The sequence below is a fragment of the Ralstonia sp. GX3-BWBA genome (genome assembly GCF_003290055.1).
Classification (GTDB): Bacteria; Pseudomonadota; Gammaproteobacteria; order Burkholderiales; family Burkholderiaceae; genus Ralstonia; species Ralstonia holmesii.
This window is the reverse complement of the sequence record NZ_QMKS01000024.1, coordinates 181717-201379: the sequence shown is the minus strand read 5'-3', so window position 1 is coordinate 201379 and position 19663 is coordinate 181717. Positions and strand designations below refer to the sequence as shown.

At 65.0% G+C, this 19663-nt stretch carries 21 protein-coding genes; 10 read left to right on the top strand and 11 right to left on the bottom strand.

Annotated elements, in window-relative coordinates; all coding sequences use genetic code 11:
- Position 1 precedes the first annotated feature (1 nt).
- Entirely contained in the window at positions 2-793 is a 792-nt protein-coding gene (locus tag DOD19_RS23570; RefSeq protein ID WP_024978370.1) for a formylglycine-generating enzyme family protein, read from the top strand.
- A complete protein-coding gene (locus DOD19_RS23565; RefSeq protein WP_024978371.1) occupies positions 790-1374 on the top strand; it encodes an SCO family protein in 585 nt (194 codons plus the stop codon). The genes DOD19_RS23570 and DOD19_RS23565 overlap by 4 nt, the downstream gene beginning before the upstream one ends.
- Positions 1375-1392: 18 nt before the next feature.
- On the opposite strand, the gene DOD19_RS23560 is transcribed toward DOD19_RS23565, so the two are convergent.
- Both DOD19_RS23560 and DOD19_RS23555 read right to left on the bottom strand, forming a co-directional pair.
- The gene (locus DOD19_RS23560; RefSeq protein ID WP_112188473.1) at positions 1393-2241 is read right to left on the bottom strand and encodes a fumarylacetoacetate hydrolase family protein; all 849 of its coding nucleotides are present in this window, start codon (positions 2239-2241) and stop codon (positions 1393-1395) included.
- Positions 2238-3020 carry a GntR family transcriptional regulator gene (locus DOD19_RS23555; protein ID WP_037032125.1) on the bottom strand — a complete coding sequence of 261 codons (783 nt, stop codon included), beginning with the start codon at positions 3018-3020 and terminating at the stop codon, positions 2238-2240. Before DOD19_RS23555 ends, DOD19_RS23560 begins: the two co-directional genes overlap by 4 nt.
- Positions 3021-3235: 215 nt before the next feature.
- Between DOD19_RS23555 and DOD19_RS23550 the strand changes: the two genes are divergently transcribed.
- The 6 genes from DOD19_RS23550 to DOD19_RS23525 all read left to right on the top strand — a co-directional run bounded on the left by DOD19_RS23550 (position 3236) and on the right by DOD19_RS23525 (position 9736).
- Positions 3236-4543: an MFS transporter gene (locus DOD19_RS23550; protein WP_024978374.1), complete on the top strand. Its 1308-nt coding sequence runs from the start codon at positions 3236-3238 to the stop codon at positions 4541-4543.
- A 166-nt stretch (positions 4544-4709) separates the two neighbouring features.
- Positions 4710-5438: an aspartate/glutamate racemase family protein gene (locus tag DOD19_RS23545; protein ID WP_024978375.1), complete on the top strand. Its 729-nt coding sequence runs from the start codon at positions 4710-4712 to the stop codon at positions 5436-5438.
- 21 nt (positions 5439-5459) lie between these two features.
- The gene (gene hydA, locus DOD19_RS23540; protein WP_112188471.1) at positions 5460-6875 is read left to right on the top strand and encodes a dihydropyrimidinase; all 1416 of its coding nucleotides are present in this window, start codon (positions 5460-5462) and stop codon (positions 6873-6875) included.
- A 30-nt stretch (positions 6876-6905) separates the two neighbouring features.
- Positions 6906-7643 carry an aspartate/glutamate racemase family protein gene (locus DOD19_RS23535; RefSeq protein WP_112188469.1) on the top strand — a complete coding sequence of 246 codons (738 nt, stop codon included), beginning with the start codon at positions 6906-6908 and terminating at the stop codon, positions 7641-7643.
- A gap of 108 nt (positions 7644-7751) precedes the next feature.
- Positions 7752-8636 (top strand): LysR family transcriptional regulator, encoded by an 885-nt coding sequence (locus DOD19_RS23530; RefSeq protein WP_024978378.1) that lies wholly within the window; start codon positions 7752-7754, stop codon positions 8634-8636.
- A 146-nt stretch (positions 8637-8782) separates the two neighbouring features.
- The gene (locus DOD19_RS23525) at positions 8783-9736 is read left to right on the top strand and encodes an AEC family transporter (RefSeq protein ID WP_024978379.1); all 954 of its coding nucleotides are present in this window, start codon (positions 8783-8785) and stop codon (positions 9734-9736) included.
- A gap of 27 nt (positions 9737-9763) precedes the next feature.
- Here DOD19_RS23525 and DOD19_RS23520 read toward each other — a convergent pair whose 3' ends face one another.
- Together DOD19_RS23520 and DOD19_RS23515 are read right to left on the bottom strand one after the other, a co-directional pair.
- On the bottom strand, positions 9764-10810 hold the full coding sequence (locus DOD19_RS23520) for an alpha/beta hydrolase (protein WP_112188467.1): 1047 nt from the start codon (positions 10808-10810) through the stop codon (positions 9764-9766).
- 35 nt (positions 10811-10845) lie between these two features.
- Entirely contained in the window at positions 10846-11244 is a 399-nt protein-coding gene (locus DOD19_RS23515) for a cupin domain-containing protein (protein ID WP_112188465.1), read from the bottom strand.
- A gap of 328 nt (positions 11245-11572) precedes the next feature.
- Here DOD19_RS23515 and DOD19_RS23510 point away from each other — a divergent pair, with 328 nt between their 5' ends.
- Positions 11573-11824: a hypothetical protein gene (locus DOD19_RS23510; RefSeq protein WP_024978382.1), complete on the top strand. Its 252-nt coding sequence runs from the start codon at positions 11573-11575 to the stop codon at positions 11822-11824.
- A 60-nt stretch (positions 11825-11884) separates the two neighbouring features.
- Positions 11885-12667: an alpha/beta hydrolase gene (locus DOD19_RS23505; protein ID WP_112188463.1), complete on the top strand. Its 783-nt coding sequence runs from the start codon at positions 11885-11887 to the stop codon at positions 12665-12667.
- A 22-nt stretch (positions 12668-12689) separates the two neighbouring features.
- Here the strand turns inward: DOD19_RS23505 and DOD19_RS23500 are convergent, their stop codons facing one another.
- The 7 genes from DOD19_RS23500 to DOD19_RS23470 are packed head-to-tail and all read right to left on the bottom strand — an operon-like array spanning position 12690 to position 19624.
- Positions 12690-13781 carry an acyl-CoA desaturase gene (locus DOD19_RS23500; protein WP_112188461.1) on the bottom strand — a complete coding sequence of 364 codons (1092 nt, stop codon included), beginning with the start codon at positions 13779-13781 and terminating at the stop codon, positions 12690-12692.
- Positions 13765-14895 carry a sterol desaturase family protein gene (locus DOD19_RS23495; protein ID WP_112188459.1) on the bottom strand — a complete coding sequence of 377 codons (1131 nt, stop codon included), beginning with the start codon at positions 14893-14895 and terminating at the stop codon, positions 13765-13767. Before DOD19_RS23495 ends, DOD19_RS23500 begins: the two co-directional genes overlap by 17 nt.
- A complete protein-coding gene (locus DOD19_RS23490; RefSeq protein ID WP_239498089.1) occupies positions 14892-15515 on the bottom strand; it encodes a phosphatase PAP2 family protein in 624 nt (207 codons plus the stop codon). The genes DOD19_RS23495 and DOD19_RS23490 overlap by 4 nt, the downstream gene beginning before the upstream one ends.
- Entirely contained in the window at positions 15512-16822 is a 1311-nt protein-coding gene (locus tag DOD19_RS23485) for a F390 synthetase-related protein (RefSeq protein ID WP_112188457.1), read from the bottom strand. The genes DOD19_RS23490 and DOD19_RS23485 overlap by 4 nt, the downstream gene beginning before the upstream one ends.
- Positions 16819-17625, bottom strand: a complete 807-nt coding sequence (locus tag DOD19_RS23480; protein ID WP_112188455.1) for an MBL fold metallo-hydrolase — start codon at positions 17623-17625, stop codon at positions 16819-16821. Before DOD19_RS23480 ends, DOD19_RS23485 begins: the two co-directional genes overlap by 4 nt.
- Complete coding sequence (locus DOD19_RS23475; RefSeq protein WP_112188453.1) at positions 17613-18629, bottom strand: NAD(P)-dependent oxidoreductase; 1017 nt, start codon at positions 18627-18629, stop codon at positions 17613-17615. Before DOD19_RS23475 ends, DOD19_RS23480 begins: the two co-directional genes overlap by 13 nt.
- The gene (locus tag DOD19_RS23470) at positions 18626-19624 is read right to left on the bottom strand and encodes a 3-oxoacyl-[acyl-carrier-protein] synthase III C-terminal domain-containing protein (RefSeq protein ID WP_343226205.1); all 999 of its coding nucleotides are present in this window, start codon (positions 19622-19624) and stop codon (positions 18626-18628) included. Before DOD19_RS23470 ends, DOD19_RS23475 begins: the two co-directional genes overlap by 4 nt.
- Between the last annotated feature and the right edge of the window lie 39 nt (positions 19625-19663).

Below are 19663 nucleotides of genomic sequence, written 5' to 3'. Positions count from 1 at the left end.
CATGGGCCGCCTGACCTTGCACCTTGCTGCCATGTTGATGGCGCTGGCTAGCGCTGCCGCACAGGGCGCCGCCTATGTGCGGTTGCCGGGCGGCGACTTCGACAGCGTGCTGCCCCAGAACGCACCGGGGCAGCCGCAGCGGGTGCGCATCGAGCCGTTTGAGTTGCGCACCACCCCGGTCACCATCGGCGAGTTCCAGGCCTTCGTGCAACGTCACGAGGCCTGGCAGCGCGGCCGGGTGCCGCAAGTCTTTGCCGGCAAGGCCTACCTTGCCGACTGGGCCGATGCGACGCGCGCCGATGCGCAAGTCTCGTCGCAAGCGCCGGTGACCGGCGTGAGCTGGTTTGCTGCCCGTGCCTATTGCGAAAGCGAAGGCGCGCGCCTGCCGACGTGGCTTGAGTGGGAATCCGCCGCTGCCGCCGACGCCACACGCGCAGACGCCCGCGACGACCCGCAATGGGCGCAACGCATTCTCGGCTGGTACGAACGGCCCGCCACGCGTGTGTTGCCACCCGTTGGCGGCCCAGCGGATGTCCATGGCGTGCGCGATCTGCACGGCCTGATCTGGGAATGGGTTGACGATTTCAACGCACTGTTCATTGCCGGGGACAGCCGCACGCAGGGCGACCCCGACAAGCAGAAGTTTTGCGGCGCCGGTGCCATCAGCATCGTGCGCCGCGACAGCTACGCCGTGCTGATGCGCGTGGCGTTGCTGTCATCACTTGAGGGCGCCGATGCCACGGGAAGTCTTGGCTTTCGCTGCGCCCGATCCATCAATGGAGAACGTCCATGACGCTTCTTAAGCAACTTTGCCGTGCCTTCGTGGCACTCCTGCTAGCGGGTGCCGCCGCAGGCGCGCTTGCCGCCGGGCCCGTCGCTTCGGGTTCGCTGTATCAATCTGACGTGGCGTTGACCGACCAGAACGGCCGCGTCTTCCACCTGGCAGACCTGCGCGGCGAGCCGGTACTCGTGAGCATGTTCTATTCGTCGTGCCAGATGGTCTGCCCGATGATCTTCGAGACTATTCGCGCCACGCTGGCCAAGGGCGGTAAGCCCGCGCACGACGGCGTGCGTGTCCTGATGGTGACGGTCGACCCCGAGCGCGATTCCGTTGCGGCGCTCAAGAAGACGGCCAGCGCGCATGGCGCCGACGACCGCTGGCAAGTCGCCCGCGCAAACGCCAGCGGCACGCGCGAGGTGGCGGCATTGCTGGGCGTGCAGTATCGGCGCTTGGCCGATGGCGATTTCAACCATTCGAGCACGATCCTGCTGCTGGACGCAGAAGGGCGCATCAACGCACGCACCAATACGCTGGGCGCGGTCGATCCGAAGCTGGTCGATGCCATGCGCAAGCTGGTGGCGGTGCAACGCTAAGCGGGCCGCGCCGCCTGTCTAGGCTTTGGTGTAGGCGGCGACCGTCTGCGTCTGCACGCCAAGGCCGTCGATGCCCAGGCGCATGGTGTCGCCGGCGCTGAGATAGCGCGGGGGCTTGGCGCCCATGCCCACGCCGGGTGGCGTGCCGGTGCAAATCAGGTCGCCCGGATGCAGCGTCATGAAGCGGCTGACGTAGCTCACCAGATGGGCCACGCCAAACACCATGGTCGCTGTGTTGCCCCGCTGCGCGCGCTCACCATTGACGTCGAGCCACAGGTCAAGCGCTTGCGGGTCGGGCACTTCGTCACGCGTCACCAGCCACGGGCCGACGGGGCAGAAGGTGTCGCAGCCCTTGCCTTTGTCCCACGTGCCGCCGCGCTCAAGCTGGAACTCGCGCTCCGACACATCGTTCACCACGCAATAGCCGGCAACATGCGAGAGCGCTTCTTCGCGGGAAACATCGCTCGCCGTCTTGCCGATCACCACACCGAGTTCAACCTCCCAGTCGGTCTTTTCCGAGCCGCGCGGCAGCATGACGGCATCGTTGGGACCGTTCAAAGCGCTGTTGGCCTTGAGAAAGAGGATGGGTTCTGCGGGAGGCGGCAAACCGGCCTCGGCTGCGTGGTCGGCATAGTTCAGGCCGATCGCGATGATCTTGCCGATGCCCGTCCATGGCACACCAAATCGGGTGTCCGGCACCACGGGTAAGGCGGCGATGTCTACGCCTGCGAGTTGCACGAGGGCGGCATCGGACAACTCTTGCGGGCCTAGGTCGCCAACCACGCCTGAGAGGTCGCGCACGCGGCCTTGCGTATCGATCAGGCCTGGGCGTTCTGCGCCGGGTGCACCCACACGTACGAGTTTCATTGCGCGCCTTTCTTGGGGGCTTCCTCGGTTGATCGGGTAGGGCGTCCGGCCTCGGCCAGGCTGCTTGCCACGACACTCAGCACTTCCTTGGCCGTGTTCTCCGAGTGTAGGCGCAGCACCTGTGCCAGGCGCGGGCGCCCTGGCTCGCGAAGGGCGGCCATGATGGCTTCGTGTTCTTCGTGCGATTCCTGCCAGCGCAGCGTGTCGGCGTTGGCTGCGCCGCGCGCGCGGTGCACCTTGCTCATCAAGGTCGCATAGATGCCGGCCAGCACGGGGTTGGCCGTGCCATCGATGATGAGCTGGTGAATTTCCTGGTTGATGCGGAAGTACTCGGTGCGTCTGCCCGCCGCATGCGCCTCAAGCATTGCCTGGTGCTTGCGTTCCAGGCGGGCCAGAGCCACCTCGGACAACCGCGCCGCTGCCAGTTCTCCAGCCGTGAATTCCAGCCCATGCAGCGTTTCGAAGGTTGCGCGCAGTTCATCCAGATCGAGCGGGGCGACTCGGTAGCCGATGTACTGCCGATGCAGCACCAGCCCCTCGGCTACCAGCACCTTGAGGGCTTCACGCAGCGGCGTCTTGGAGACATCGAACATTTCACAGAAAGCACGCTCGTCGATGCGGGCGCCGGGCGGCAACTCGCCTTCTTCGATGAGGGTGCGCAGGCGCGAGGCGATTTCGGCTGACATGCCGAGCGTGCGCAGGCGAGAGGATTGGAGCAATGGTTGGGTCACAGACGTCACCAGAATGGGGAAGATGCACCACAAAAGGCTATCACACACCGATATTGTGCTTTTTGCATTCAATAAAATCAACAACTTACATATGTTGTAATTACAGATTACGTATCCTATACTCGGCCACGTTGCGCAACACAAACCAATCAAATCGACTCAGGAGGTCGTTTCGGTGGGCGGAGTTGGGGCGGATCGGCGTCAAGACCGACCCCCAAGCCCGTTTTCCGAAACGACTTCGGAGCTACCAGGAGACACGCGTAATGGAAACCACAAGCCCGGCCCCGGCCATGGCGCTAACGGAGACGAAGAGCTCTGTGCGCTGGAAGATTTTCTTGATGATGTTGATGCTGATTTCCATCAACTACGTCGACCGCGCATCGTTGTCAGTCGCCATGCCGTTGATCGCTAAGGAATTCGACATCGGCCCGGCGGCGCAAGGCTTACTGCTGAGTTCGTTCTTTCTGACGTACGCGCTCATGCAGATCCCAGGCGGTATGCTGGCCGACCGCTTCGGGCCGCGTGTGGTGATTGCCGGTGCCACGCTGGGCTGGGGCTTCTTCCAATCCATTGCGGCGCTGTGTACCGGTTGGGTGCCGTTGCTCATCACGCGTCTTGGCCTGGGTGCAGCCGAGGCGCCCATCTACCCCGCCGGGGGCAAGCTCAACGCCATCTGGATGACGCAGAACGAACGCGGTCGCGGTGCAACGCTGCTCGACGGTGGCGCGCCGCTGGGCGCGGCACTGGGCGCACTCATCATCGCTGGGCTGATCGCCGAATTCGGTTCGTGGCGCACGTCGTTCGTGGTGGCCGGTATCGGGACGATGGTGGCGGGCCTCTTCTCGTGGTGGTACATCCGCAACCACCCGCGCGAGCATCCGTCCGTCAATGATGCTGAAGCCTCCTACATCGAGGAGGCACATGCCGCCGACCAGGCCGCCGAACCCGCCGCTGTCAGCGGCAACGTGCTGGACTTTTTCAAGTACCGCTCGGTGTGGGGCATGTTCTTCGGTTGGATGTGCTTCAACGCACTGTTCTACGGGCTCCTGACCTGGATGCCGACCTATCTGTCGAAGGTGCATGGGCTGGACATCAAGGAGATGGGCGGCGCCGTGTTCACCATGTTCTTCTCCGGTTTTGTGGGCGAGATGGTGGGCGGATGGATTGCGGACAAATGGATGGCCACCGGGGCATCGCGAGCCCGGGTGCTGCGCACGCTGTTCGGCGTCGCCTCGGTACTGGCCACGATCGCTATCTACACGGTGGCGCGCTTCAAGGAGCCGGTCGTCGTGGTGGCATTGTTGTCGACCACGCTGTTCTTCCTGCGCTGGTGCGGCCTGTTCTGGTGCATTCCGTCGATCCTGGGAACGCGCAAGCGTGTGGGTTTCCTGGGCGGCACGATGAATCTGGGCGGCAACTTCGCGGGGGTCGGCATGCCGATCATCGTCGGCCTGATCGTGCAGGCGACCGGTTCGTACGACATGGCGCTGATGCTGTTTGCCGCCGCCGGCGCGGGCCTCTTCATCTGCTCGACGCTGCTGATCGACTACAGCAAGAAGCTGCCGGTCTGAGGCGCGATGAACTAACGTCAGCCAACGCCATCTGCAGCGCACTGCGGCGCGGCGTTTGCTTCCGACTTCTGACGACAAGCTGTAACCGCACTCATCAACATAACAAGCAGGCCCCGATGCCCACACTCGCGTGCGCCGGGGCGCGCAAACCACGAAGAAGACTCCCATGACAAAACGCATCAAGCTCGGCATGCTCACGCCATCGTCCAACACGGCGCTGGAACCCATTACCAGCGCCATGGTGAGCGGCCTGCCCAACGTGAGCGCGCATTTCTCGCGCTTTACCGTGACGGAAATTTCGCTGCGCGACCAGGCGCTGGGGCAGTTCGATCTGGAGAAGATCCTGAACGCCGCCAAGTTGCTGGCCGACGCGCACGTGGACGTGATTGCCTGGAACGGCACGTCGTCCGGCTGGCTCGGCTTTGAGAAAGACGAGGCGCTGTGCCGCCAGATCACGGAAGCCACCGGCATTCCGGCCACCACGTCAGTGCTGGCGCTCAACGAAATCCTGGCCAAAACCGGCGCACGCGATTTCGCACTCGTTACGCCGTATCTGGATGACGTGCAGCAGCGCATCGTGCAGAACTACGCGCGCCACGGTTTCAAGTGCGTGGCCGAGCGCCATCTGGACTTGCACGTCAACCACAGTTTTGCCGACGTGGAAGAAGACACCATCCGCACCCTGGTGCGCGACGTGGCGCAGCAGAAGCCTGCCGCCATCACCACGTTCTGCACGAACCTGCGCGCGGCTCACCTGGTTGAAGCGCTGGAAGCCGAAACGGGCATCCCCGTGTACGACACCATCTCGACCGTCGTGTGGAAATCGCTGCGTCTGGCTGGTGTCGACACGCGCGAGCTGCGCGGCTGGGGCCGCCTGTTCTCGGACGTTGCTTAACGGAATGAGGGAGCGCTAAGCATGTCCACGGAACTCGACCTGGTGATCCGCAATGCGGATGTGGTCACCGCATCCGACCGCTTTAGCTGCGACATCGGTGTGCGCGATGGCCGCATCGCCGTGCTCGGCCACGGCTTGCCGCGCGGCGCGCGAGAGATCGATGCCAGCGGCCTGCTGGCGCTGCCCGGCGGCGTTGATGGTCATTGTCATCTCGACCAGCCCATGCCCGACGGTATGCGCATGGCCGACGACTTCTTCACCGGCACGCGCGCGGCCATCTGCGGCGGCACGACAACGGTGATCCCGTTTGCAGCGCAAGAGAAGGGCGGCTCGCTCAAGGCGGCGGTGGCCGATTACCACCGGCGTGCCGAGGGCCGCGCGGTGGCCGACTATGGCTTCCATCTGATCGTGGCCGACCCCACGCCCGAGGTGCTGAAGCACGAACTGCCGGAGCTGATTCGCCAGGGCTACACCTCGTTCAAGGTCTACATGACCTATGACGACCTGAAGCTGTCCGACCGCGAAATGCTGGATGTGCTGGACGTGGCCAAGCAGAACAACGCCCTGGTGATGGTGCATGCGGAAAACGCCGACTGCATTTCCTGGCTGACCGAGAAGCTGGTCGGCGAGGGCCGCATTTCGCCGCGCTTCCATGGCCTGTCGCGCCCGGCTGCCGTGGAGCGTGAAGCCACGCACCGGGCCATCACCTTTGCCGAGTTGGTGGACGTGCCGATCCTGATCGTGCATGTCTCCGGCAAGGAAGCCATCGAGCAGATTCGCTGGGCACAAAGCCGCGGCTTGCAGATCCTGGCCGAGACCTGTCCGCAGTACCTCTACCTGACCGCCGAAGACATGGGCCTGCAAGGTGACGACGGCTACGAAGGTGCCAAGTGCGTCTGCAGCCCGCCACCGCGCGATCCGGAGAACCAGGCAGCCGTATGGCGCGCGCTTGCAGGGGGCGTGTTCAGCGTGTTCTCTTCCGACCATGCGCCGTTCAACTATGACGACCCGGAAGGCAAGAAACTTGGCGGTCAGGCGCAACCGTTCGACCATATTCCCAACGGCGTGCCCGGTATCGAGACACGGTTGCCGCTGCTGTTTGATGGCATTGCGCGCGGCAAGCTGTCGCTGCATCAGTTTGTGGAGCTGACGTCGTATCGCCCGGCACGGCTGTACGGGTTGTACCCACGCAAGGGCACGATCGCCGTGGGCGCCGATGCCGACATCACGCTGTGGGATCCGGAGCGTCGCGTGCGCATCACCAACGCTGCGCTGCATCACGCGGTCGACTACACGCCCTATGAAGGCATTGAAGTGACCGGCTGGCCGGTGCATTGCTTCTCGCGCGGCGAGATGCTGGTCGAAAACGGCAAGTACCTCGAACCGGCACCGGGGCGCGGGCAGTTCCTGCCGGCGGGCGCGCCGTCGCTGGTTTGACGTTTCTGGTTGGGTTCTCAAAATTTCATCATGCGTATTCTGGTCGTCAATCCCAATATCTCCGAGAGCGTGACGGAGTTGATCCATGCCGAGGCGCGTCGCTCCGCTTCACCCGGCACCACGCTCACGATGGCGACGGCGCCATTTGGCGTGGCTTACATCGAAACGCGCTTCGAAGCACTGGTGGGCGGCTACGCCACTGCGTGCGTCGTCGCCGAACATGCCGGTCAATTCGACGGCGTGGTTGTCGCGGCGTTTGGGGACCCGGGCCTCGCCGGCATCAAGGAGCTGTGCAATGTGCCGGTGGTCGGCATGACCGAAGCGGCGCTGACCAGCGCCTGCCTGCTCGGCCAGCGCTTTTCGATCATCGCCATTTCGAACCGTATCCAGGCGTGGTACCGCGAGTGCGTAGCTGCCAATGGGCTGTCGTCGCGGCTGGCGAGCGTGCGCTCTTTGCAGCAGCCGCTACGCGACATCGGCAGCGTGCAGGAAGACCATGCGGCAAGGCTCGAGGAGCTCAGCCTGCAGGCGGTGCGTGAAGACGGCGCCGACGTGATCATCGTGGCTGGCGCACCGCTTGCCGGTCTGGCCCGGACACTCACGGACCGCATTCCCGTGCTGGTGGTGGACGGCGTCTCCAGCGCCATCCGCCATTGCGAGAGCCTGATCGCGCTTGCCCCGAACGGCGCAGCGGAAGGCAGCTTTGCGCGGCCGCCGCACAAGCCAAACCGCGGCTTGCCTCCTGCGCTGGCTGCGATGCTGGCGTAAGCGGTTTGTCTGACTGTTCCGAAGGGCGGGCCGGTGTGGCCCAGGCGCCCGGCGATGTGGTGAGAGGTACGATGCGCTATCCGCACCCGATCGAACTTCGTATCCGCCATGTCTCTCCGCGCCTTGAGAACGCTCGTTGCCATCGCCCGACACCGCACGTTTGCGCGTGCAGGCGAGGCCATCGGGCTCACGCAGTCGGCCGTCAGCCTGCAGGTCAAATCGCTGGAAGAGGAGTTCAACGTCCGTCTGTTCGACCGCTCACGCCGCGAGCCCGCGCTGACAGAAGCAGGCCGCATCGTGCTCGCCCAGGCAGAACAGATCCTCGCGCTGTATGACCGCATTCCCGATGCGCTGAGCGATGAGAGGGCGCTGGTCGGGCGGTTGCGCATCGGCGCTATCCAGACCGCGCTATCGGGGCCGCTGCCCAACGCGCTGCTGGCCCTGCGGACGGCGCATCCCGGCCTGCGCGTACACGTTGCGGCCGGCATGTCGGCCGAGCTTGCGCAGCGCGTGGCCGACGGCGAATTGGACGCCGCAATCACGTCTCACCCTGTGCGGCCGCATCCGGCGGAATTGGTCTGGACAACGCTCTATGAAGACCGCTTCTGGCTGCTCGCCCCCGCGCAATACGCCGAGCACGATGCGCGCGCGCTGCTGACCGAGCTGCCGTTTATCCGCTTTGATGCACAGGCCTGGGCCGGCCGCATGATCGCTTCGGAACTGCGGCGCCTTGGCGTGCGCGTGCGCGAAGAGATGGTGCTCGACAACAAGGACACGATCGTGCGCATGGTGGCAAGCGGATTGGGCGCCGCCGTGGTGGCGCTCTCCGACTCCGAGCTGACGCAATTGCCGCCCATTGCCCGTTTGGCGTTCGGCCAACCGCAATTGCACCGCGCGGTGGTGCTGCTTGAACACCAATCGCGGACCGCACAGCGCTTTACCCAGGCATTGGCCGATGCGGTGGTCGCTTCTGCAATGAGAATTTCTCATTGATTACCAGATAAATAACAATTATTACTGCTATGACTGCGTGATAGCTTGGCGGTGTTCCTGTTTTTCGCCGAGCACCTCATGCCGTTCCGCACGCTCCTCCGTTCCTCCCCCTCATTGCAAGCACGCCACGGTACAGGCGCACGGCCATGACCGCTGCAATCCTGCTCGCTCTGGCGCCGGTTGCGCTTCTGGTGGCGCTCGGCCATTGGCTCAAGCGCTCCGCCTTCCTCGCCGAAACCTTCTGGCCGCAGGCCGAGCGGCTCTGCTACTACGTCCTGTTACCGGCGTTGTTCATGCACGGGCTGGCCACGGCGCACATGCAGTCGCTCCCCGTCCTGCCGCTCGTGCTGACGTTGATTGGCGCGACATTGCTGGTGGCTGCGGCGTTGATGATCGCCCGACCGTGGATGCAAGTGGACGGCGCGGCGTTTACCTCGGTGTTTCAAGGGGCCGTGCGGTTCAACAACTACGTAGGCGTGTCGCTGGCCACGGGCATCTTCGGTGCCAAGGGCATTGCGCTGGCGGCTGTATGCAACGCTGCGATTGTGCCGACGGTCAATCTGCTGTGCGTGCTGGTCTTCGCCCGCTATGGCTCGGTGCGCCTCAGTGGGCGTGCGCTGGTGCGTCAGATCGTGACGAATCCGCCGGTGGTGGCCTGCACGCTGGGCATTGCCATGCAGGCGCTGGGGCTGCAGATACCTGTGGCGATCGAGCCGGCGGTGCGTGCGCTCGGGGTGGCGTCCATGCCGCTGGGCCTGTTGTGCGTGGGGGCTGCGCTCAACTTCAGCGGCGTGCGTTCGTGGGCGCGGCCGGTGGTCGTGTCGTCAAGCATCAAATTTCTGGCCATGCCCGTGCTGACGCTGGCCGTTGGCCACGCATTGGGTCTGACCGATGCTGCATTGATCGTGGCGCTGCTGTTCCAGGCGCTGCCCACGGCATCCTCGTCGTACATCATGGCGCGTCAACTGGGCGGTGACGCGCCGCTCATGGCCGGCATCACTGCCGCGCAGACGGTGATGGCCGCTGCAGCCATGCCGGCCGTGATGACGCTGCTGGCCCTCACACGCGGATTACCCGAAGGGTTGCTCGCGGCGCTGTGAGCCAGAAGCGTCAAAGGGCTCGCCGGTTCAAAGGTGCACCACATCCAGCATGGCCTGCACAAACGCCTTGGGCGCCTCTTGGGGCAGGTTGTGGCCGATGCCGCCACCGATGTTCCGGTGCTGGTACTTGCCCGTGAACTTCTTCGCATAGGCTGACGGCTCCGGGTGCGGTGCGCCGTTGGCATCGCCTTCCATGGTGATGGTGGGTACCGTGATGCCCGGCGCGGTGGCCAGGCGCTGTTCCAGCGCGTCGTACTTCGATTCGCCCTGCGCCAGCCCCAGGCGCCAGCGGTAATTGTGGATGACGACGGCAACGTGATCGGGGTTGTCGAACGCGGCGGCGCTGCGGTCGTACGTGGCGTCGTCAAACTTCCACGTGGGCGAAGCGAGCTTCCAGATCAGACGGTTGAACTCCTTGCAGTTGGCGGCGTAGCCCTGCGCGCCACGTTCCGTCGTGAAATAGAACTGGTACCACCACGCAAATTCCGCGGCCGGCGGCAGCGGCTTGCGGTTCGCCTCCTGGCTGCCGATCAGGTAGCCGCTGACAGATACCAGCGTCTTGCAGCGTTCCGGCCACAGCGCCGCGATGATGTCCGCCGTGCGCGCGCCCCAGTCGTATCCGCCAAAGTGCGCCTGCTTGATCTTCAACGCGTCCATGAAGGCGATGATGTCAGCGGCCAGCGCCGCTTGCTGTCCGTTGCGCGGCGTGTCCGCCGAGCGGATGCGCGTCGTGCCATAGCCGCGCAGGTACGGCACCAGCACGCGATAGCCCGCCGCCGCCAGCGCGGGCGCCACCTCTGCATAGCTGTAGATGTCATACGGCCAGCCGTGCAGCAGGATCATCACGGGGCCGTTCTTCGGCCCCAGGTCTGCGTAGCCGATGTTGAGCACGCCTGCATCGATCTGCTGCAGCGTGCCGAACGGGTTGGCTTGGCCGGCCAGCAGCGTGCCTCCATTGGCGGACGGTGCCGGTTGCGCATGCGCAAGTTCGGCCAGGCCGAGATCCAGCACGCCAATGCTGGCGATGGTGGTGCCCAGAAGGCGGCGACGGCGGAGGTTGACGGGGTTCGACATGGGGGTTCTCTCTTTGGGGTGGATGGGGCAGGGGATTAGTGAACGAGCTTGACCAGCGGCTCACCGGACTTCACGACATACGTGGCCAGTTCCGATGCCTTGCCGCTGCCGACGTTTCTTGCCGAGTGCGCAACGCCGGCCGGAATGAACAGCGAATCCCCGGTCTGCAGCGTCACGGGGGGCCGGCCATCCAACCGGTATTCGATCGTGCCTTGCAGGACGTGGGCGATTTCCTCGCCGGGGTGGATATGCGGGGGGGCGAATGCACGCTCATCAAAATCCACGCGCACTTGCAGGGTTTCGCGGCCGGGCACGCTCAGGTCGTGATGGACGAGATCCGTCCGATGCACGCCAGCGGCTTGCGCAAATGCGTTGTGTGCGCACAGGGCGCCTGCCAGTACGAGCAACGTTGCGGTCAATCGATTCGGTTGCATGAGGGCTCCAGTGATCAAGGATGGATGACGGGGCGGGTCTTGTTCACCTCGTTTCCAGCATTGGGCGCCTGCGATGTATCCGGTCGGTTTCACGATGCCGCCGATTTGTATTGCTTTGTAGCAACGGGCATCGATAGGCGGGGTTTTGTATGCGTTTGTATCGGGCGGCAGCTCTAGTACATGCCCAGACAAAACGGGCAGCACATCGCTACGTGCCGGATACGTCAGGCGCCTTCAATGCATTCCGTGGCCAAGACGCCGGGCCAACGCAAAGCAAAGCACCGGCAGGCCGCGCAATCCCAAACCAACCGTTCAAAGGAAAACGATCATGACCCGCAATCTCACCAAGACCCTCGCTGTTGTTGCTCTCGCTGTGGCCGCTGCAGGGGCCCAAGCCGCTTCGTCCATCGGTGCACGCGACCCGTACACCGAAGGCGCCCGCGCCGTGCAAAGCGCGGTGGATGCCTACACCGAGGGCGCGCGTTCGTCTGATGTCTATACGGACGGCGCGCGTGCCACCGATATCTACACCGATGGCGCCCGCAGCGCGAATCCGTACTACGACGGTGCACACGCCTGAAGCGGCAGCCTCGCGCACACCCCATCCCACCGAGAACCGAACAGATAACAAGGACCCGACATGTTCAACCGCAAAGCCGTCTCCATCGCAGCGCTGGCACTTGGCACGGCCGCCAGTGCGCCACTCTTTGCCGCCACGGCAGCCGACGCCAATCAACCTTCCGTCGTGATCGTGCACGGCGCCTTTGCCGATGGGTCCGACTGGGCCAAGGTGATCCCGCTCCTGCAGGCCAAAGGCGTGAAGGTGCAGGCGGTGCAGAACGGACTGAACTCGCTGGCTGACGATGTGGCTGCAACGCGCAGAGCGATTGACAACCAGGTCGGCAAGGTCGTGCTGGTCGGGCACTCGTGGGGTGGCACGGTCATCACGGAAGCCGGCGCCGACAGCAAGGTTGCCGGGCTGGTGTACGTGGCCGCGTTTGCGCCGGACGCCGGGCAGTCGACGGAAGAAGTGGGCAAGGACTACGCGCCCGCGCCGGGCATCGGCAAGCTGGTGGCCGATGCCAACGGCTATCTGTCACTGCCCCCAGCGGCGCTGGCGAGCGACTTTGCCCAGGATGTGGCCGCTGCCCAGGCGCGCGTGATGGCCGCCACGCAAGGGCCCATCAAGGCGACGGCATTTAGCGAGCGCACCATGGTGGCGGCGTGGCAGAGCAAGCCGTCGTGGTTCATCGTCAGCGCGCACGACAGGATGATCCAGCCGGACCTGGAGCGCGCCATGGCAAGGAAGATCGGCGCCAAGGTGACGACGCTCCCGACGAGCCACGTGCCGCAGCAGTCGCGGCCGCAGGATGTGGCCAAGGTGATTCTTGATGCCGTACACGCGGTCGAGGTGCGCAACTGAGGCGAGGCGTGTTGCTTGCGCGTCAGTCGGGGCATTTGCCCATGGCGCGCAGGAATGTCTGCTGCGCGGTCAGCAACTCCCGGTAGGTGAGCGCGCGGTAGTCGAGTGCGTGGGCGCGCGCTACCTCGGCCACGCGTGCAGCCAATGCCGGATAGTGCCGGTGGCTGTACGTCGGGAAGAGGTGATGCGTCAGGTGCCAGTTCAAGCCGCCGAGCCAGTAGTCGATCCACGCCGGTTGCGGTTGCCAGTCGCAGGCGGTGTGGAATGCATGCTCGTGCCACGTGTGCGGCAACTGGCCTGATTCGGGCGGCAGATAGAACGTCACGTCCGCCCAGTGCGTGCCCAGAATCAGTGCCACCAGCACACACGAGGCCAGCATCTGCCCCGCGAAGTAGCTGAACGCCACCCAGCCCCAGCCGAGGCCAAGTTGATGTGCCACCCAGGCCGGTACCGCCACGGCAATGAGCAAGTGCAAGGTCTTGGCAGACAGGAACGTCGCCCAGCCGCGCAGGCCAGGTAACACGCGGTCTGTGGTCAGCGCCGTGAGGCCGAGCCGGTCCGACCAGTCGTAGATCCAGTTGATGTACGGCAACGACAGCGCGGCAATCAGCGGCCAGTAGCGATGCTGGTAGCGGAACTGCGGATACCACGGCTGAAAAGGCGTCTGCCGCAGGAAGCGGTTTGCGGCGGTGTCCAGGTCGTAGTGTTCCACGTTGGCATGCGCGTGGTGATAGTGCACATGGCGCACCGTCCAATAGGCCGGTTCGATGCCGAGCGGGATGGCGGTCACGCGTGTCATGAGGCGGTCCAACCATAGCCAGGGAGACAGCGCCCGGTGTGCGCCGTCGTGCAGCACGTTCATCGCCAGCAGCATCGCGATGAACGGAAAGGCCACATAGGCGAGCACGAAAATCATCGTGCTCTTGGCTGTCACCATCGCCCCATACAGCAGTGCGGAAATCACGACAAGGAAGGCGCCCTTGGCAATGAGCCTCGCATCGGCAAAGCGATGGTCGCCGTTTGCTTGCAGATGATCGTGCGCGGCCTGGCGCAAATCCTCCGCCAGCGATGACGAGCGCGGTGAGGCGTAGCGAAGCTTAACGAGATTCGGCATGCGGCGACGAAGAAAGCGGTGATTCGGCACGCAGTGCGTGCCACAGCCCGCAGGCAAGGCCATGTAGCCCCAGTGCAACGGTCAACGTGTCGGACAATGCATCGCCCGCACCGCATATGCCGATCATCAGCACGGGCAGTGCAAGCGCCAGCAGCGGCCACAGCCAGCGGCCCCAGACCCGTCCATCCGACAAGCCGCCCAGCGCAATCGTGAGCAGCAGGATGAGCGCGAACCAAACCGCTTGCCAATGCCCGGGCCACAGGCCATCGGTGCGCACGTAGTCGATCACCACGCCAAACAGCAGCACACCGCCGGTGGCGATCCAGCCGGCGGGCGTGGCGCGCGTATCGCGTTGCAGCAGTGGTGTGCGCAACCCCATCCATTGCAATGCGGGCACCACGTTGGCCCAGAATGGGTTGTCGCTGTGGGTGGGCTTGTGCACGCCGTAGCGGATCGGCACGTCGGGCAGCGCGCGCTGATACGTGCCGAACAGCTTGTCCCAGAGGAGCAGCGTGCCGCCAAAGTTGCGGTCGATGTATTCCGGGTTGCAGCCGTGATGTACGCGATGGTTGGCAGGCGTGACCATGAAGCGGTCCAGCACGCCCGAACGGCCCACCAAGCCGCAGTGGTTGTAGAACTGCACCGAGTAATGCAGGCCGGACACCGCCACGAACATTTCCGGCGTGACACCCAGGAGCGCCAGCGGCACGAAAAACGGCAGCGATGTCAGCGACGACAGCCACGCGTTACGTACGCCCAGCGACAGGTTGAAATGCTCGCCCTCGTGGTGCACCGCGTGGATCGCCCACAGAAAGCCCAGCTTGTGGTGCATGCGGTGCAGCCAGTAGAAGCCCAGATCCCATGCGACAAAGGCGAAGGCCCAGCCCGCAATCGGATGCCAGCCATCCACCCAATGCAGGCTGGCATGGGCATACAGCCACGTGAAGCCGGCCACCTCCACGCCGCGGCACAGCCACATCAGAACGTGCCCAGAGTTCAGGTTGAGGATGACGTCGCGCCACGGCAGGGGCTGGCCGCGCCACCATTTGAGCGCAGCCAGTTCCAAGAGCACGCAGCCGAGCATCAATGCAAGCGGCAGAGCAAAGGCATTCATGTCGACACCGGTTCGATTGAAAGCGTTGACGCGCGCCGCGCCAACCATAGACGGACAGCCGCGCCGCACAGCACGCCTACGGCCACGCCCGCCGATAGATCCAGTGCGACGTGCCGGCGCGTCTGGATCGTGGCGTACAGGATGCCGAGCCCCCAGGCCGCTGCAAGCACCGTGCGAATCGGCTTGCGCGCGTCCGCCAGCGCCCACACTGAGAGCAGCGTGAGCGCCCCGTGCAGCGAGGGCAGGCAGTTCTGGCTCGAATCCACGGCGATCAGCATGCGTTGCACGCTGGCCGGCAGCGATGCATCCGCCAGCGGCGGGTAGTGCAGCGTGGTCGGCCACAGCAGAAACACCGCGCCGCTCATCAGCGCGCTCATCTGCATGGCGCGTTCCAGCCAGGGCAGGCGAGACATGTCGGCCAGCAGATACGCCAACGGAATCAGCGCGAAGAACGACACGTACAGCCAGATGCCCGACGCGCTGAACGGAATCGCGCGGTCCAACGCGGTTTCCGGCACAACCGTGCCCACGCCTTGCAGCACACCGCACAGACCATAGACGAGGCCCACCGAACACCAGCCCAGGGCCATATGACGCAGGCGTGCGATAAACGGGCTCATCGCGCCGCCCCCGACGCCGCGAGCCGAACGATGCGGCGGCGCTTGGTGGTGAAGTCGGTGGCGATGCGCTCGGGCCTTGCGTGCCATGTCACGCGCGATGTGTCGACGCCCTGGCAGGCGAAGAGATCCGCCAGATGCGCCTGGCACGCGCGGGCAATGTCGGCGTCAGCAGGGTGGATGGACAACGCCAGCGTGCACGCATCGGTTTGCACCAGGCGGTAGTCGGCATGCAGCGGCAGCGCCTGGGCCAGCGCCCGCGAACACACGTCCGCAAACAGCGTGACGGCTCCGCCGCCAAGGGCGGGCAGGACAAGCGTATCGTCGCAGCGGCCTTCGATGCGCTCGATGGCCATGGCCGGATTGCCGCAGAGGCAGGCCCCCAGCGCGGGGTCGCGGCGGATGAGGATGTCATCCAGCCGGTAGCGCACGATGGGTTGCGTGCTGCGTGTGAAATCCGTAATGACGGGAACGAAGCGGCGCGCGTCCAGCCATTGCGGCTCGATGTGCACGTGCGCTTCGTTCAGATGCAGCGTGCCGTGCGGGCAGGTCGCACCCAGGAAACCTTCGGTGGCCTGATAGACCTCGCCGACGTTGCCGAAGGCCTGCGCAAGCAGCGCGCGGTCCATCGGCTCCAGCACTTCGGCGCCGGACAGCACCTGCACCGGTGCAATGTCGAGCCGGCCGGCCAGTTTCTCCATGGCAAGCGCACGCAGCACCTGCGCCGGCCCCACGATGATGGTCGGCTGCAATGCCTCCAGCGGCGCGCGGTGCGAGTCGAACGGTGCAAACAGATCGAAGAACGAGAACGTCAGCCACGGATTGCGCACGGCCGTGTACAGATTGCTGTTGGCGCGCAGGAACAGCGCGACGCGTTCGCCATGCAACAGGCCGCGCGGCAACAGCTTGGCGAGCAGGATGCCGGCCCACTGCGCGCGCTCGATCGGGCTGACGACGAAGACGCCGCGTCCGCCGGACGTGCCGGACGACAAGCCCACCGAATAGGCCCCGACCGTCGGCCGGAAATCACGCGACTGCTCGGCCTGTTGCGCGCAGGCGAGCACGTCGGCCAGACGCAGGCCGGCCGTGTTCATGGCGTCGAAATTGGCCATCATCGTGGCCTTGTCCATCAATGGCCATTCGTGCATAGGCTTCGATGCAAACGGGCGGAAGTACGGGCTGCGAACCAGCACCCGTTGCGTGAAGTGTGCGATCTGACGCTGCTGATGCGCTTGCAGGGCTGCGCGATCAGGCAACCGCAACCGGCGCGTTTGCCAGTAAGACCACAGCAGGCGATGCAACGCCGTCACAATGCACCCTCGTGTGTGAGGAGAATGCGCACGTGGCCGCCGGCATCGAGCGCGTGCAGCTTGCGCAGCGTATCGAAGTAGGCGTGGCGGTCTTCCATGATGGAATACGCCAGCACCGATGGCCCGCGCAGCTCGCGATAGCTCAACGGTGACCAGGCCGCGTCGGCGGCAAGCAACGCCCAGCCTTCATCCGTGCGCACGAACGCGCCGAGGTGCCCGGCAGCGTGGCCGGGTAGCGGCACAAGGAGTACGTCGCCGTTGCTCCCGGGCAGGGCCCAGGCGGATGTGAATGGCGCCAGCTCCGGGGGCAGCGCAACGTGCTCGAACTGTTTGACAAAGCGCGTGCGCGTTTCAAAATCTTCGGGGATCAGCCCGGGCACGAAAGCGCGCCGTAACGCGGAAACACCTCGCAGCGCACGCAAGTGCGTCCATCCCTCGCCGGAGCAGATGACCGGCACGCCCGGAAAGTCCCGCAGGCCGGCAACGTGGTCGCCGTGGAAGTGCGAGACGATCAATCCATCCAGGTCAGCGGGGCGCATGCCCTGTTGTGCGAGCTGTGCTGCCATGGATTCCGATGTATCGAAATACACCGGTGTGACCTTGCGATAGATGGCAAACAGGCCGCTGCGCGTGTGGTCATGAAAATGCGAGGCATAGCCCGTGTCCCACAGCCAGCGTCGCCCGGCGGCTTCGATCAGCCATGCGCGTGCGGGGAAGGCGCAGGTACGCAAGCCCGCGCCGCGCAGTGCCACACACGCGGTGTGCGTGCAGTACCCGGCTTCAAAGACCGTTAACGTTGCCATGACCGGTTGCCCTGTTCGCGTAACCAGTGGGCCGTGCGGCGGATGCCTTCGGCCATGTCGATGGGCGGCACGTAGCCGAGTTCGATGCGCGCGAGGTCGTTGGCGAGCGTCATGTCGTAGTGCAGGGCAGCGGCGCTGTAGCGTGTGAGCAGCGGCTCGCGGCGCGTGATGGCACCGGCCGATTCCATGGCGCGTGCGGCCAATGCCATGGCCGGATAAGGCACGGCGCGGATGCGGTAGCGCAGGCCGAGCTGTTGCCCCAGCAGTTGATCGAGCAGATCGCGCAGCGTGGCCGGTGCGTGGTTGGTGATGTTGTAGGCGGCGCCGGAAGGCACCTCCGCTGTCGTGGCGCACCGCATGGCGTGCACCACGTTTTCCAGATACGTCAGGTCCATGCGCGCGGCACCGCCACGGGGCAGCGGTAGCACGCCTCCGCGCAGTTTCAGCAGATGCAGGATGCGCGGTAGCACCACGCGATCATGCGGACCGAACAACCCGCGCGGCCGCAGGATGACGAAGTGCGTGCGGTTCTGCGTGGACACCTGCTGTTGGATGGCTGCTTCTGCCAGCATCTTGGTGGCCGCGTAATGATTGGCGAAGCGGGCAGGGCGATAGCTCTCGGGCAGATCGGCGTGATGCTGGTAGTCGAAGTAGATCGACGGCGTGGAGATATGCACGAAGCGGCGGACACCACGCTTGACGGCGCCTTCGGCCAGAGCGGCCGTTGCGCGCACATTGGCCGCGTAGAAGTCGTCGTACGCGCCCCAAGGGGATGACAGCGCCGCGCAATGCCAAACCGTGTCGACACCATCGAGCAGCGCATCGAGCGTGGTCGGCGTCAGGCGTGCAAGGTCGGCCGGTACATAGTCCGCACCGCGTGCGATAAAGGCCTCGCGCTGTGCGGCATCGCGCCCCGTCGCGCGTACACCTGCGCCTTGTGTCAGCAGTGCATCGACCGCGTTGCGGCCGAGCCCGCCCGTGGCACCCGTTACAAGCGTGGTCATAGCGTCAGCACCATGCCGCCCAGCGTCAGGCCGGCGGCCGTGCCAACCAGCAGAACCGGCTTGCCAGGCTCAATGCGCCGGTTCGTCACCGCCTCATGCAGCGCGGTGGGAATCGACGCGGCCACCTGGTTGCCGTGCTGCGCGTAGATGTCGATCACGCTGGTTTCCGGCACGCCCAGCCGCTTGCGCAAATGCTGCATGCCAAGGTGGCTCGCCTGGTGCGGCACGACGACGTGCATGTCGCGCAGCGTGTAATTGCTGCCCGCAAACAGACGATCGAGGAAGCCGTCCATCAGTTGCGAGGCGAGCTTGAACACGCGCTTGCCGTCCATGTGGAACAGGTAATCGGTGGGTTGCGCGCCGGTGCGCGGGTTGCGGCGCGTGCCGCCTGCAGGGATTTCGCAATAGGCCTTGCCGGCGGGGTAGGTCTCCATGCGGTAAGCGTGAATGCCTTTGCTGGACTCCGCAGGTGCCGCTTCAACGATGACTGCCGCTGCCCCATCGCCGAAGATCAACGCGGTCTCGGCATCGTCCCAGTCGATGCCGCGCGAGGCCAGGTCGGACGCCACCACGGCAATGCGTTTGTAGGCGCCAGTGGTCAGCAGGCTGCTTGCCACATGCAGCGCGGTCAGGAAGCTCAAGCAACTGGCGTTGACGTCAAACGCGGGCGTGCCGGCAGGCAGTCCGGCGGGCTCCAGGATGCGCGTGGCCGTGTTGGGCAGCGCCTGTTCCTGCACGCCCGAGGCGGAAATCAACAGGTCGATGGCGGCGGCAGGAACATCGGCGCGGCGCAGCGCATCGCGCACGGCAGCGCCGGCAAGCTCCGATTGGTGCTCCGCAAGCGTGGCATGGTGGCGAATGTCGATACCGGACTTCTTGCGCACGTACCCCGCCCGATGGCCCAGGCGGGCATCCAGCTCAGCGGACGTGACTTGGTGTTCCGGCAATGCCTTGCCGGTGGAAAGCAGATGAATCGGCAGCATAGATGCAGGCACGCACGGTGTGCGTTGCCCTGTTCCCTCTTCCGGCTGCGG

Coding starts and splice junctions, on each gene's coding strand:
- DOD19_RS23565 (WP_024978371.1), top strand. CDS start 790: ATGACGCTTCTTAAGCAACTTTGCCGTGCCTTCGTGGCACTCCTGCTA.
- DOD19_RS23535 (WP_112188469.1), top strand. CDS start 6,906: ATGCGTATTCTGGTCGTCAATCCCAATATCTCCGAGAGCGTGACGGAG.
- hydA (WP_112188471.1), top strand. CDS start 5,460: ATGTCCACGGAACTCGACCTGGTGATCCGCAATGCGGATGTGGTCACC.
- DOD19_RS23500 (WP_112188461.1), bottom strand. CDS start 13,781: ATGCCGAATCTCGTTAAGCTTCGCTACGCCTCACCGCGCTCGTCATCG.
- DOD19_RS23505 (WP_112188463.1), top strand. CDS start 11,885: ATGTTCAACCGCAAAGCCGTCTCCATCGCAGCGCTGGCACTTGGCACG.
- DOD19_RS23490 (WP_239498089.1), bottom strand. CDS start 15,515: ATGAGCCCGTTTATCGCACGCCTGCGTCATATGGCCCTGGGCTGGTGT.
- DOD19_RS23525 (WP_024978379.1), top strand. CDS start 8,783: ATGACCGCTGCAATCCTGCTCGCTCTGGCGCCGGTTGCGCTTCTGGTG.
- DOD19_RS23515 (WP_112188465.1), bottom strand. CDS start 11,244: ATGCAACCGAATCGATTGACCGCAACGTTGCTCGTACTGGCAGGCGCC.
- DOD19_RS23570 (WP_024978370.1), top strand. CDS start 2: ATGGGCCGCCTGACCTTGCACCTTGCTGCCATGTTGATGGCGCTGGCT.
- DOD19_RS23480 (WP_112188455.1), bottom strand. CDS start 17,625: ATGGCAACGTTAACGGTCTTTGAAGCCGGGTACTGCACGCACACCGCG.
- DOD19_RS23495 (WP_112188459.1), bottom strand. CDS start 14,895: ATGAATGCCTTTGCTCTGCCGCTTGCATTGATGCTCGGCTGCGTGCTC.
- DOD19_RS23530 (WP_024978378.1), top strand. CDS start 7,752: ATGTCTCTCCGCGCCTTGAGAACGCTCGTTGCCATCGCCCGACACCGC.
- DOD19_RS23550 (WP_024978374.1), top strand. CDS start 3,236: ATGGAAACCACAAGCCCGGCCCCGGCCATGGCGCTAACGGAGACGAAG.
- DOD19_RS23510 (WP_024978382.1), top strand. CDS start 11,573: ATGACCCGCAATCTCACCAAGACCCTCGCTGTTGTTGCTCTCGCTGTG.
- DOD19_RS23545 (WP_024978375.1), top strand. CDS start 4,710: ATGACAAAACGCATCAAGCTCGGCATGCTCACGCCATCGTCCAACACG.
- DOD19_RS23475 (WP_112188453.1), bottom strand. CDS start 18,629: ATGACCACGCTTGTAACGGGTGCCACGGGCGGGCTCGGCCGCAACGCG.
- DOD19_RS23520 (WP_112188467.1), bottom strand. CDS start 10,810: ATGTCGAACCCCGTCAACCTCCGCCGTCGCCGCCTTCTGGGCACCACC.
- DOD19_RS23560 (WP_112188473.1), bottom strand. CDS start 2,241: ATGAAACTCGTACGTGTGGGTGCACCCGGCGCAGAACGCCCAGGCCTG.